The following is a 13,342-nucleotide window of genomic DNA, read 5'->3' on the forward strand; positions in this document are numbered from 1 at the left end:
TTTCCTTTATTCTACGTTCGTATCTGTGGTTTTCTTTTTAGAGAGAAACCAACCACCTATAGCGATTAATAGCATGACTGACCAGAAAATCGTATTCCAGATTGGTCCTTCCACGAATTGATGTGAAATAATGTGTAGTGAAGGATGTGCCAAAGTATGCATTAGTAGTTTAACCCCTACCCAACCAACTAAAAGCATAGCTGCTGTTTCTAAACTTGGACGGGTTGTCAGCAATTTAACAAAAATACCTGCCGCAAAGCGAATGACGATTAAACCTGCAATTGCTCCGATAACAATGACGATAAATTTAGCACCATCCATGCCACCTATATTCCCCATTTTTGTATTAGGTAGATCAATTACTAGTGCTACTGCTGCTAAAATAGAATCAATCGCAAATGCAATATCTGCTAATGATATTTGAGCAACTGTCATACGAAAGCTTTTTCCTTTTTTTCCTTTCTCATCATCATGCTTTTTAAATATATGCTTTAATGCTATGAAAATTAAATACGCCGCTCCGATTGCTTGAACCTGCCAAACATTAAAAAGAAATGAAATAATAAAGATGGCACCTATTCTAAAAATAAAAGCTAAAAGTAAACCAATATTTATCGCTTTCTTTTGTTGTTCTTCTGGTAAATGTTTTGCCATAACAGCAAGCACTAAAGCATTATCAGCTGATAATAAACCCTCTAATAAAATTAGAATGATTAATACCCAACCATACTCTAATAACATAGATAGTTCCATGTTTTCCTCCTATTTGATTTACTTTCAACCTTTTTAATTATATTCTCTACTTTATAAATTCCTTATCCAAGTTTTTGAATAGTCTAACACTACTTCCACCTCAAACTAGTTGACTGAGTCAACTTTTTAGTTTATATTGTTATTAATCTAAAATTTCAGAATATTGAAGGTGATAAAAATATGAATCATGTTGAAAAAATACGCAAATTTAACAGACATTATGCTAATGTATTGGGAAAAATTGATCAAGAAATCTATAATCACCCTTTTCCATTAACCGAAGCTAGAATCATTACGGAAATCAACGAAAACGAAGGCTGTACTGCTACAGATATTATCGAAAAGCTTGGCATTGATCGTGGTTATTTAAGTCGAATTATTCAGCGTTTCGATGACGAGAACATCATTTCAAAAATCCAATCAGCTGAAGATAAACGTCAATATTCTCTTCGTTTAACGGCAAAGGGAAACGAAATTTACAATAAATTAGTTGATGATGCGAATATTGGAGTAGAAAATATGATTCAAAACCTATCTACTTCTGAAGTAAAAGAGCTAGTAAAATCAATGGAAACAATTGAAGCGATTTTCTCATTAAATCGGACATCTTTAACTGAACTATCAATACGACCATTTAAACCTGGCGATGTTGGATATGTCGCTTATATTCATGGAAAAATTTATAGTACAACCTACCAATTTGGACGTGTTTTTGAATATTATGTAATGAAAGGTCTAAGCGAATTTTTATTGAATCCTAGCGGAGGAGAACTTTGGGTCGCAGAAGTAAATGGAGAAATCGTCGGATCAATTGCTATTACAAAATCAAACGAGTCAGTAGCACAGCTTAGATGGTTTGTATTAGACGAAAAATACCAAGGATTAGGGATCGGGAAAAAGCTGATCGAAACAGCCCTCAACTTCTGTAATGAGAATCAATTCGAAAATGTATTTTTATGGACGGTAAGCACATTAGAGACCGCACGTTATCTTTATAAAAAATATAACTTTACTTTAACTGAGGAGAAACCTAACTTCGAATGGACTGGCTCAAAGTTAATTGAGGAAAGATGGGATTTAGTACTTTCATAAGGAAATATATTAAAAGAAGGTCAATTGATGGAATGACCTTCTTTTTTACCCTTTTATTTTAATTAACCTAATTCATCAATAAATGCTGGCTTATTAACGTATTTTTCTTTTAAGTCGCTAATAATATCTTGAGCGTATTGACTACCAAAAATTTTATTAAATTCTACAATTGTTTTACAAACTTTTTTATACATTTTCCGGTCAGTTGCTTGTCCTGCTTCTTCTTCAATAAGTTTTGCATAGATTTCTCTTGCCTCTTCTAAATATTCTTTTAATAAATAAGGATATAGATTTTTAATTGATGAAATATGAGATTTACAATATTGAAGCAATTTATTACTCATTTTTTCCTCAATTAGTATTTGTTCATAGATAGGGATATAGCGTTGCTTTTCTAATTCAGTTAAAATTTCTTCTAAAACACTAGGCCATTCACTTGGTTGACAAAGCATTTTTAACTTTGAATAACACTCAAAATTGCTTTCATAAATAAATTCTAAGAGTAACTCACATTGTTTATTTTTGTCTTCAAGCTTTTCGTATATATTCAATTGATATTGTTTCCATTTCAAAACTTGTCCACGGTATTCTTGATCTTCAATAATGCCTTCCTCACAAAGTCTCAGCGCCTCTAGATAATCATTCGTTTCAATTAAGTAATCAATTGCTTTTTCTCTAAATTCACCTAATTTTACATTTTTATAGACGAACTGCATTGCATCTTCTTTTCCATCATATTGTTCAATGATCTGATATTGAAGTAACTTTATATTTTCTTTATTGTAATCTGCACTCCAAGAATTACCCTTTATTTCACTTAATAGTTTTTCAAGTTTATTCTCAAGTTTCTTTCTTAATTTTTCAATGCTGCAAAAATGTATACAACTCTCTAATAGACTATATCTCCATTCACTCCAATCATCGTATCGTGAATGAGCTGCCTCTTTTAAAATCTTCATAAAAAAAGACTCTTGCTGCTTTTCATCTAAATAGCTTACAAAGTATGCTGCATCATCAATAATGTCTAAGCTATTAGAAATAACGGGATTTATGTAGCCTCCAGAGTCATCACTATAATTCATCATTTTTATAACTTCTGGAAGAATAATTAAACATAATGAAATAGCCGTATCATGATCTTCTTCTAAAAGCATTTCTCTCGCTTTATCTAATGTCATATAAACACCTTGTAATGCATCGTCTAAATTATTCCATGTTATAAACCCTTGATATTTAGATTTTTTGATATATTCCTTAATTAATTTTTTGCTATTCGATAGTACGTCATCATTTGATGAATACTTAAATAATAAACCTTTTTCGATTTCTTCATATTCCTGTGCTAGGTCTAGAACAATGCTTATGATTTCTTCTTTTTTAAGTGCAGAAAGTATTTGTTTTAAATTCTTTTCTTTATCTACTGTGAATTGCTCGCTCATGATTGATCTCCTAATCTTAATGACTTTCCCTTTAAATATACATTCAATCTTTAAATATCACAAAATGAATAATAAAGAGGCAACGCAAAAAAACATACGTTGCCCCACTCTTCTTATCTACACAAAACCTAAATAACTTTTAGTAATATAAGGATAAATGATTTTCCCATTTAAACTGTATTTATAAAATAAATTTGTCAGTGCAGTTCGATATGGCTCAAATTCTTTTTCACCGCTTAATGGAGAAAAAGAAGAAGATAAGTTTCTACCTAAAAATCCTTCTAAATCCATTTCCAAATCATTTTTATAAATCATCGTTTCATAAATCCCGTTTTTAAAAAATTGGTTATACATTTCGGGCGTATCTTCTATTCCACCACTAAATCCTTTAAACTTAGGACAAGTTTCTTTGCAAATCTCCTGCAATTCAATCATTAATGGATTCAATAAATCTTTACTATTCCAAACTAGCGATACTTTTCCATTCTTTTTTAAAATCCGTTTACATTCTAATCGGAACTTTTCTTTATCAAACCAATGGAATGCTTGTGCTACTGTTATTAAATCAACACTATTATTTTTTAAAGAAGTATGTTCAGCTGTTGCATTAATTGACTTATATTGATCATATACCTTTAAAGTCTTCTCAGCGATCCCTCGCATGTCATCATTTGGTTCGATTGCTAAAACAGTTAACCTTTTTTCAAGTAATTGCTCCGTTAAAATACCCGTACCTGATCCAATGTCTGCAACAACACTTTTTGGTCCTAAATGATTTCTTGAAAGCAAATAATGGATATATTCGTTCGGATAGCTTGGACGAAAATTCGAATATAGATCTGCCTTACCTGTAAAATTTTCAATCAATTTAAAACACCTTCTATAAAATGTTTTTTCGTTAAATTTGATGAGCATGCAGTCTAGCAAAAATTCCATCTTCCTGAGATAGTAATTCTGTGTGCGTACCATCTTCAGCAATTCCTTCTTCCGTAATAACTAAAATTCGATCTGCTTTTTTAATTGTGCCTAATCGATGGGCAATCACTAATGTTGTTCGGTCCTTTGATAAATCATTTAATGCCTCTTGAATAATTGCTTCTGTCTCTGTATCTAATGCCGAAGTAGCCTCGTCCAGTATTAGGATTGGTGGATTTTTCAAAAACATTCTAGCAATTGCTAATCGTTGTTTTTGTCCCCCAGAAAGCTTTAATCCTCTTTCGCCAATTTGAGTTTCGTAACCATCAGGCAATGAAGCAATTAAATCAGTTAAGTGGGCTTTTCTAGCTGCTTCTTCTATTTCTTCATCTGTTGCATTTAACTTACCGTAAGCTATATTTTCTTTCAATGTACCTGTAAATAAGAAGACATCTTGTTGTACGATTCCAATATTTGATCGCAACGATTCTTTCGTCATGTTTCGAATATCAATTCCATCGATTGTGATCGCTCCGTTTAGGACATCATAAAATCTTGGAATTAATGAGCAAATTGTTGTTTTCCCAGCTCCTGAAGGTCCTACAAAGGCAATTGTTTTACCGGCCTCAATAGAGAAGGATAGATCATTTAAGATTCTACGTTTGTTTTCGTAACCGAACGAAACATTTTTGAACTTAATATCCCCTCTTAAATTAACTACTTCAATTGCATCAGGCGTATTTACAATATCTGGCTCATTATCAATTAATTCAGTAAAACGTTTAAAGCCCGCCATACCTTTTGGATATAATTCAAGTAAAGCACTAATCTTATCAATCGGTTTAAATAAAATGTTTAAGTATAAAATAAACGCTACTAATTCCCCGTATGATAAAATTTTCGTATAACTTAACCAAGCTCCAAAAACGAGAATAACAAGTGTCATTAATCGAGTAGATACATAGATTCCTAGTAAATTCATGCTCATGACTTTATAAGCTTTTAGTTTTGTTTTACGGAAGTATTGGTTATTTTTATTAAATCGTTTCATTTCATATTCTTCGTTAGTAAACGATTGAACTACTCTTACGCCTGAAACACTATCTTCAACTTGCGCATTTACATTGGCAATGTTTCCATACATTTTACTCCATGCATTATTCATTTTCATGTTTGAGTATGAGATTAACCAAACTAAAAAAGGAACGATTATGATTGCTACTAATGCAAGCTTCACATTAATGGCTAGCATAATCCAAAATGCCCCGATGAAGGTCATAATTGCAATAAATAAATCCTCTGGACCATGGTGCGCTAATTCCCCAATATCCATTAAATCATTTGTGATACGACTCATTATATGACCAGTCTTCGTATTATCAAAGAAACGAAAAGATTGACGTTGTACATGATTAAATAACTCACGACGCATATCCGTCTCAATATTAATACCAAGTTTATGTCCCCAATAATTCACAACAAACTGCATACCAGAACTGATCAAATAAAGTAATAAAAGTCCAATACTGATTGAGATAATTTTGCTCCAATTCCCTTCGGGCAACAGTTGATCAATAAACCAAGATACTGCTAAAGGAAATCCAAGTTCCATTAATCCTACTAATATTGCACAGAAAAAGTCTATATAAAATAGCTTTTTGTGCGGGCGATAATAACTAAAAAAACGTTTAATCAAAATACAACACCTCGAGTTTTATTGAATTTCTAGTTTGTTAGATGTTAATACCTTAACACATGTAATTTAAGTGTGCTATTATTTCTGAATTTTCCAACTAACAAAAGAAACTAACACAAAACTGAATTTCATTAAACAAGTATAAAAGGTAAATTGTCTCATATTTTAATAAAGTGCACTGATTCATTGATCTCATTAACCGATGTCGAATTGTGCTTTTAAATATTTTGTAAATTCCAAATAAAATGTATTTTATTTTCAAGATGAGTATGTTACGATTCAACTTGTGTATCACTGGATATTTTTACCATAAAGGAGGATAACTTGAATGTCGTGGTTTACAAAATGGGCCTTTAATAATAAAGCCGCCATTACCTTTTTATCAATTCTCATTTTATTGATTGGGGTCTTAAGTTATAAAAAGCTTCCAATGGAATTCCTACCTGCTGCTGACCAACCAATTGTATCTGTCATTGTTATGGGCCATGGTACTGATTCGAAAACAATGGAGGAACAAGTAACAACTCCTATTGAAAGTGCGGTCTCTGGTGTGAAAGGTAAAAGTCATATTTATTCAAGCACAAGCAATGGTTTTTCAAAAATTGATGTTTATTATGAATCAGGAACAAATATGAAAGACGCTAAACAAGAAGTACAAGAATCTTTAAATAATATCACTCTACCTCAAACTGTTAGTAAACCTACAATTGTACAATTAAACACTTCCATGATCCCAATCGCAGATGTTGCAATCACTTTCGAAGATGGATTAAGTCCAAATAATATTGATTTTGCAAACAAAAAAGTAATTCCAACTTTCAAAGACATAAAAGGAGTAGCTGACGTTCAAACATACGGAACAGAAAAATCTTTTGTTTCTGTAAAAATCGATAATGCGAAGCTTGCGCAGAATAAAGTATCACTAGAAACGATCATGGGAATTATTCGAGGCCAAAATGCCGCAGTTTCAGTTGGTGAAGGAATAATAAATGATAAAACTAGTAATATAAAAGTTGTTGGGAATTTAGATCAGATAGACAAAGTAAAGAATCTTATGGTCGCTGATCAAGTTAAATTAGCTGATATTGCAACTGTTGAAGTAAAAAAGCCAACAAACAACCTAACAAGAATCAACGGAAAAGACGGATTATTATTAATTGTCACGAAGGACCGTAATTCCAATGCAGTTAGTATTACTAAAGATGTTAGAGAAGCTACTAAACACTTAAATAAAAAATATAAAAATATGAATGCAGATGTCATGGTCGCAACATCAGATATGGTGAAAACTTCTGTACATGCAATGATTAAGGAAGTTTTACTCGGTGCATTATTCGCTACGATCGTCATCATGTTATTCTTAAGAAATGTACGTTCAACACTAATTACCATTGTTTCAATTCCGCTATCGCTCTGTTTAACATTATTTTTACTTGCTGAGTCTGGCATTACACTCAATGTTTTAACACTCGGTGGAGTAGCTGTAGCAGTTGGACGATTAGTTGATGATAGTATCGTCGTTATTGAGAATATTTTTAGAAAAACTCAATCAGAGAAGTTTTCAGTTCAAATGATTATTGACGCTACGAAAGAAGTCGGTAGTGCAATCACAGCCTCTACTTTAACAACTGTTGCTGTATTTTTACCAATTGGAATGATTAGCACAGGGCTTAAAGATTTCATGCTACCATTTGCTTTAACCATAACTTACTCTTTATTAGCTTCATTATTTGTCGCATTAACGGTCGTTCCATTATTAAGTGCATTCTTCCTTAAAAAGGCTAAATTAAAAGCTCACAATCCTTCAGTACGATATAAAAAAGTTCTTACATGGTCACTGAACCATAAATGGGTAATAGTAGTCGTCTCATTTTTATTATTCGTCGGCTCAATAGGTACTTATTTCGCTATGCCAAAAGGTGCAACAGATCAATCTTCTTCAGACTTTGTTCAAACGACTTTAACATATCCAAGTGATACACCAGTAGAAAATGTAAAACAAAACACCCTTAAACTAGAAAAGTATATTCTTAAACAAAAAGGTATAAAAGGTGTTTACACTCAATTAGGAAGTACAGCTGATGCCGCAAAATATGGGGATGTCCGCTCTTCTACGCAAGCAATCTATTTAATTACATTAAATGATAAAAAACTGACTGATCAAGTTGTAAAAAAAATTAATTCACAAAAAACTAACTATGCCGATGCAGAATTAAGTACAATGGCATCTAGTTTATTTGGAGGTTCTAAAACTCAAATTACAATTGACGTTGTTGGAAATAATTTAAATGATTTAGAGATTACTGCAAGTGAGATTAAAAATAAAATTAAAACGATTGATGGAGTTAAAAAGGTTACAACAAATGAGGAAGATAAAAAAACTGTTTATTCATTAGAAGTTGACCCTTCAAAAAGTAACACTGAGCAACTATCTCAACAATTATTTGTTATGTTAAATCGAACTCCACTTGGAACAGTTACAATTGATCAACAACCGACTGATGTTTATCTTGAACCAATATTAGAACCTAAAACGCCTGAGGATATAAAATTAGTACCGATTATGACGAAAACTGGAATGATTCCAGTATCATCAGTAGCTACACTAAAAGTAGAAGAAAAATCTACTAATCTATATCATAAAGATGGCGATCCTTATTTAAGTATATCTGCTGAAGTAAAACCAGATAAGCTTTCAAAAATTAATGCAGATTTGAATAAAGTTATTTTTGGAGATACAAAATCAAAAGGCATGAAAATTGCAGATGGTGTGAATGTTTATATTGGTGGTGCCCTTGCACAACAATCACAAGATTTCTCAGATTTATATATGATCATGCTTGTCTCAATCGGATTAGTTTTCTTAATCATGATTATTACATTTAAAACATTCCGTGCACCAATTGCTATACTATGTTCTTTACCTTTAGCGGCGATTGGAGCAGTGCTTGGATTAATGATCAGTCGTATATCCGTTGAACCAACAGCACTATTAGGAGCACTGATGCTCATCGGAATTGTTGTAACAAACGCAATCGTATTACTAGATCGTGTAAAACAAAGAGAAAAACAAATGATTCTTCGTGAAGCAATTATCGATGCTGCAGTAACCCGAATTCGGCCAATTCTTATGACGGCCGTTGCTACAATTTGCGCAATGCTACCATTACTATTCAAAAAAGCCGAAACCGGTAGCCTTGTATCCCAAAGTCTTGCTGTTGTAGTAATTGGCGGATTAACAGTTTCAACATTATTAACCTTAATTGTCATCCCTGTTATTTATGAGTTACTTTATTTTAGAAAATCTAGAAAACAACGTAGACAGCAAGATACTAGTAAGCCAGTAAGTTTATAAAAAAAAAGGATATCTCGTTTTTTGAGATATCCCTTTTTGGTTAGAAATCCACCCATCAACTTCCTGGAGGTTTTGGATCATCTTCCTTTTTATTGGATGCGTAAATATCATTTTTTGGCGAATGATGATTTTGATTAGTATTTATTCCTACATTCACCAGCATTGTGATGACTAGGGAAAGTGCGATAAGTTTAATTTTTTTTTTCATCTAAGAACTCCTGTATTATGTGTCTTCTTCATTTGATGTAAACTGATTTGTAAATACTTATTAGCTAAAAGTGGGTCGCCTTGTTTTTGGTAATATTCTGCAATTCGTTCACTGTATTCATAAACCTTCATTCGATTACCGTGTTTCTCCATAATTGGTAACCCGTCTGCCATTAAATAACGGATTAGTGCCTTCTCTTCGTTTTTTGCTTCAAAATATAAAACTCGTAATTTTACATATTCTAATTTTGATGTATCCTCGAATGACGCTAATTCTTGTTCTAGCATACTCACAACTTGTTCATTTTTTTGTAGCTTTAGCAAATGAGTCGCAATATTTCCTAATGTAAGGTAATAACTCTCAGTATATTTCTCTATTAATGCAAGTGATTTATAATAACACTCCAACGCTTTTTCTGAAATATTTTGAGTACCATATAAGAAACCTAAATTATGCCAAGCCATTTCTTCTATTGTTGTATTTTGAATTAATTCTGCATCATCTAATATTTCTTTTAATAAACTCTCTGCTCTTTCATATTCACCAGTTTCAGTTAAATGGATTGATAAAATTGTTTTCACATCTAACATTCTAATAATATTATTCCTTTTTTTAAAAACTTCTAGCGCTTTATTACCGAAATAGATTGCTAATGTAGATTGTCCTAATCGACAATGCATTAACGATTTTAAATAATAATATTCGGTTATTTCATCTCGATACTGTTTCCTTAAATCTTTTACTTCTTCTAATAAATCTAAAGCTTTAATAAAATTATTCCGTTTATGATTAAAAATTGCATTTAATACATTCCAAACAAATCGTTCAAACTCAGAAAACATCTTCGTATTTTGACCTATTTTTTCAATCAATTGCTCTGCTAGATCAACTTGATTTAAAAACAAAGTATATCTTAACATGTATAATTCATATAAATAGAGCAATTCCGTATATTGGACAAACTCCTTATATTTCGTGAGTTCTAGATAGATTGTATTTGCTTTTTTATGATGCAGTCGTTCAATTGCGTCGTAGAATTCCTGTAGTTTTATTTTAATATGATTAATTTTATTTTTTTCATCTTCAACTGATATACTTAACTTCATACACAATAAGTTTAAAGTTTCGATATTAACCTCTTTTGAGTTGTTCTCAATCTTACTTAAATGAGAAATTGAACAAATTCCATCACATAGTTGCTCTTGTGTCATCTTTTGTTTTTTTCGATGGTAATTAATAATTTTTCCAATTTTCATAGGTATTTTCCTTAAATATTATTTTAATATTATTAATATTCATTATAGTGTAAAACTACCCCTATTTCATCTTATATTTTTTTCCAAAATTCTAATTAACTATATATACCAAAAAAGCATAGAATCTATTTTCAGACTCCATGCTAGTAACTTAATTTACGCTATAATAAATCAATCTCTTTTGGTAGTTTTACAGCAGATAAAATTTGCGTCTCCTTAACGCGATCTTTAGCATAAGAAGAATTGTATAGTATCTCGTGATCAAGATAACCAGGATGACACATGACTTCAACAGATTGACCGTCTTCAACCCGTGTTAATAGCTTTTCAAAATAGTCTTTCGTCACACCTTCTCCATAGAAATCATGTAGAAAAACATCCGTAAAAGGAACGATTCCTTCTAAAGCATTTTCAGAAATGCGTCTAGCACTTAAATTATATTTTCGAGCTAACTTCTGTACGACTGGTAAAAACTCAGGTACGGTATGAACATGGTGGTGGCTATCAAAATGAGTTGGTTTTAAGCCCGACTCTAAAAATTTTTCGATTTGTGCAGTCCATTCTCTTTCTAATTCAGCTAGTGATATATTTTTATCTTCAAAGAACTCATGTCTACTTTTAAAGTTACCTTTTCCATTTACAAGTGTTGGAACATCATGTAAAAGTGGCTTTCCACAAGTTAAAACAAGATGGATTCCTACTTGAAGGCTAGGATTTTCTTTCGCTAGCTCTACTGCATGACTAGCACCAGGCATATTCATCATCATCGTAGTTGAGTTCACAATTCCATTTTTATGAGCATCAATTATTCCATAATTAATTCCCCTTGAATAACCAAAATCGTCTGCATTCACAATTAGTTTGATCATTTAATTTTCACCTCTTTAAAAAATTGAGGTAAATATTTTTTATGGGCTTCTAGCATTTCATCAACGATTTCTTTCGCAACTTTGTCTGATGCGACTAATGGATTAATCGTTAACGCTAGAATGGCCAAATCATAATCACCTGTTACCGCTGCTTGGCAAGCTACTCTTTCGAATGATTTGATTTGTTGAACGAGCCCTCTTACAGCTACCGGTAGATCCCCCATTACAATTGGTTTTGGCCCATCCTTAGTGATCACACAGCTGACCTCTACTGCTGAGTCATTTGGCATACTAGCAATCGAACCATTATTCATCGTATTAACTGGTTGAATATCACCTTTATCATTATAAATAGAAGAAATTAAGCGAACTGCTGCATCACTGTAATAAGCTCCACCTCTTTTTTCTAATTGAGGTGGTTTGATTGATAGATTAGGATCTTTATAAAGTTCAAAAAGATCATCTTCTAATTTTTTTACAACTTCAGCACGCGTCCCTACAGTTTCGGCATTTTTTATATCTTTTTCAACCATTTCTCGAGTTTTATAATAATAGTTATGATATGGACAAGGTAATGCGTTTAAAGCACGTAGAAACTCAGGTTCCCATCCATATCCTTGAATATTCTTAACAAAACTAGAATTTGTTGGATTCGTTAATAATTCAATGACTTGATCTTTAACACTTTCTCCGTCTACAAATACATCTAATCCATAAACCATATGATTTAAACCAGCAAAATCAATCCTTACACGAGAATGCTCAACATTTAATAATTTGGCAATACCCATTTCCATTCCAATTGGGACATTACATAAACCTACTACTTTTCGATGGTCGGTGTAACGTAGTACAGCCTCAGTAACCATACCAGCAGGATTCGTAAAATTGACTAACCACGCATTTGGACAAAGCTCCTTCATATCTTTTACGATATCTAAAATTACTGGAATTGTTCGTAAACCTTTAAACAGCCCTCCAGGTCCATTTGTTTCTTGACCAAGTACACCATATTTTAAAGGAATTCTTTCATCCTTTGCCCTAGCATCTAACAAACCAACACGGAATTGAGTTGTAACAAAGTCAGCATCTTTAAGTGCCTCTTTTCGATCCAGTGTCAAATGAACTTCTACAGGAAGACCTGCCTTTTGAAACATCCGTTTTGCTAATTGACCAACTATCTCTAATTTCTCTTTGCCTTCTTCTACATCTACAAGCCATAGTTCTCGTAATGGAAGCTCATTGTACCGTTTTATAAAACCTTCTACTAACTCTGGAGTATAACTTGAACCTCCACCAATTGTCGCAATTTTGATTGATTTACCCATATTATGTAAATCCTCCTTTTATTGATTGCTTACTTCTTGCCGCAGTTCAATAATCTCCCTTGCTAAATCTTTAAGTGTCATTGCTGTCATTAAATGATCTTGCGCATGAATTAATAGGATTGGTGTATTAAAGTCTTCTCCACCAGCCTCTGCCTGAATCAGTTGAGTTTGAAAGCGATGTGCTTGACTAAACTCACGATCTGCCTCTGAAAGTTTCTCAAAAGCTAGCTCAAAGTTTTTTTCCTTTGCTGCATAAATTCCCTCCATTGAAAGACTTCTAGCATTTCCACTATGCAAGATTAACTGAAAAGAAAGGTTGTACAATTCTTCTTTAGTCACTAGAATCACACCCTTTACTAGATTTTAAGAAAACAATATCAAGAGCTTGCCTATAGGCAAGCTTCTCGAGTGTGTTTAAAAAGAATCAGAAA

At 32.4% G+C, this 13,342-nt stretch carries 11 protein-coding genes; 2 read left to right on the forward strand and 9 right to left on the reverse strand.

Going from position 1 to position 13,342, the window contains the following annotated elements; all coding sequences use genetic code 11:
• Window positions 1-6: 6 nt before the first annotated feature.
• Window positions 7-753, reverse strand: a complete 747-nt coding sequence (locus ACSBO6_RS18285; protein WP_498843771.1) for a TerC family protein — start codon at window positions 751-753, stop codon at window positions 7-9.
• Window positions 754-933: 180 nt separating this feature from the next.
• Between ACSBO6_RS18285 and ACSBO6_RS18290 the strand changes: the two genes are divergently transcribed.
• Window positions 934-1,845: a bifunctional helix-turn-helix transcriptional regulator/GNAT family N-acetyltransferase gene (locus tag ACSBO6_RS18290; protein ID WP_098845142.1), complete on the forward strand. Its 912-nt coding sequence runs from the start codon at window positions 934-936 to the stop codon at window positions 1,843-1,845.
• 62 nt (window positions 1,846-1,907) lie between these two features.
• Here the strand turns inward: ACSBO6_RS18290 and ACSBO6_RS18295 are convergent, their stop codons facing one another.
• The 3 genes from ACSBO6_RS18295 to ACSBO6_RS18305 all read right to left on the reverse strand — a co-directional run bounded on the left by ACSBO6_RS18295 (window position 1,908) and on the right by ACSBO6_RS18305 (window position 5,895).
• Window positions 1,908-3,284, reverse strand: coding sequence for a hypothetical protein (locus ACSBO6_RS18295; RefSeq protein ID WP_498843772.1), 1,377 nt, complete (start codon window positions 3,282-3,284; stop codon window positions 1,908-1,910).
• A gap of 117 nt (window positions 3,285-3,401) precedes the next feature.
• A complete protein-coding gene (locus tag ACSBO6_RS18300) occupies window positions 3,402-4,199 on the reverse strand; it encodes a class I SAM-dependent methyltransferase (protein WP_098845139.1) in 798 nt (265 codons plus the stop codon).
• Complete coding sequence (locus ACSBO6_RS18305; RefSeq protein WP_098845138.1) at window positions 4,183-5,895, reverse strand: ABC transporter ATP-binding protein; 1,713 nt, start codon at window positions 5,893-5,895, stop codon at window positions 4,183-4,185. Before ACSBO6_RS18305 ends, ACSBO6_RS18300 begins: the two co-directional genes overlap by 17 nt.
• Before the next feature lie 328 nt (window positions 5,896-6,223).
• Between ACSBO6_RS18305 and ACSBO6_RS18310 the strand changes: the two genes are divergently transcribed.
• Window positions 6,224-9,250, forward strand: a complete 3,027-nt coding sequence (locus ACSBO6_RS18310) for an efflux RND transporter permease subunit (protein WP_498843773.1) — start codon at window positions 6,224-6,226, stop codon at window positions 9,248-9,250.
• A gap of 55 nt (window positions 9,251-9,305) precedes the next feature.
• Here the strand turns inward: ACSBO6_RS18310 and ACSBO6_RS18315 are convergent, their stop codons facing one another.
• From ACSBO6_RS18315 to ACSBO6_RS18335, 5 genes are all read right to left on the reverse strand, one after another.
• Window positions 9,306-9,458, reverse strand: coding sequence for a hypothetical protein (locus ACSBO6_RS18315; protein ID WP_498843774.1), 153 nt, complete (start codon window positions 9,456-9,458; stop codon window positions 9,306-9,308).
• Window positions 9,455-10,714 (reverse strand): helix-turn-helix domain-containing protein, encoded by a 1,260-nt coding sequence (locus ACSBO6_RS18320; protein ID WP_498843775.1) that lies wholly within the window; start codon window positions 10,712-10,714, stop codon window positions 9,455-9,457. The genes ACSBO6_RS18315 and ACSBO6_RS18320 overlap by 4 nt, the downstream gene beginning before the upstream one ends.
• A gap of 161 nt (window positions 10,715-10,875) precedes the next feature.
• A complete protein-coding gene (gene chbG / locus ACSBO6_RS18325; RefSeq protein WP_098845135.1) occupies window positions 10,876-11,583 on the reverse strand; it encodes a chitin disaccharide deacetylase in 708 nt (235 codons plus the stop codon).
• Window positions 11,580-12,911: a 6-phospho-beta-glucosidase gene (locus tag ACSBO6_RS18330; protein ID WP_098845134.1), complete on the reverse strand. Its 1,332-nt coding sequence runs from the start codon at window positions 12,909-12,911 to the stop codon at window positions 11,580-11,582. The genes chbG and ACSBO6_RS18330 overlap by 4 nt, the downstream gene beginning before the upstream one ends.
• A gap of 18 nt (window positions 12,912-12,929) precedes the next feature.
• Complete coding sequence (locus tag ACSBO6_RS18335; protein ID WP_098845133.1) at window positions 12,930-13,250, reverse strand: PTS sugar transporter subunit IIA; 321 nt, start codon at window positions 13,248-13,250, stop codon at window positions 12,930-12,932.
• Window positions 13,251-13,342 lie beyond the last annotated feature (92 nt).

The sequence above is a fragment of the Bacillus sp. AL-1R genome (genome assembly GCF_052180195.1).
Taxonomy (GTDB): Bacteria; Bacillota; Bacilli; order Bacillales; family Bacillaceae_G; genus Gottfriedia.

Coding starts and splice junctions, on each gene's coding strand:
- ACSBO6_RS18310 (WP_498843773.1), top strand. CDS start 6,224: ATGTCGTGGTTTACAAAATGGGCCTTTAATAATAAAGCCGCCATTACC.
- ACSBO6_RS18320 (WP_498843775.1), bottom strand. CDS start 10,714: ATGAAAATTGGAAAAATTATTAATTACCATCGAAAAAAACAAAAGATG.
- ACSBO6_RS18330 (WP_098845134.1), bottom strand. CDS start 12,911: ATGGGTAAATCAATCAAAATTGCGACAATTGGTGGAGGTTCAAGTTAT.
- ACSBO6_RS18315 (WP_498843774.1), bottom strand. CDS start 9,458: ATGAAAAAAAAAATTAAACTTATCGCACTTTCCCTAGTCATCACAATG.
- ACSBO6_RS18290 (WP_098845142.1), top strand. CDS start 934: ATGAATCATGTTGAAAAAATACGCAAATTTAACAGACATTATGCTAAT.
- chbG (WP_098845135.1), bottom strand. CDS start 11,583: ATGATCAAACTAATTGTGAATGCAGACGATTTTGGTTATTCAAGGGGA.
- ACSBO6_RS18295 (WP_498843772.1), bottom strand. CDS start 3,284: ATGAGCGAGCAATTCACAGTAGATAAAGAAAAGAATTTAAAACAAATA.
- ACSBO6_RS18285 (WP_498843771.1), bottom strand. CDS start 753: ATGGAACTATCTATGTTATTAGAGTATGGTTGGGTATTAATCATTCTA.
- ACSBO6_RS18300 (WP_098845139.1), bottom strand. CDS start 4,199: ATGCTCATCAAATTTAACGAAAAAACATTTTATAGAAGGTGTTTTAAA.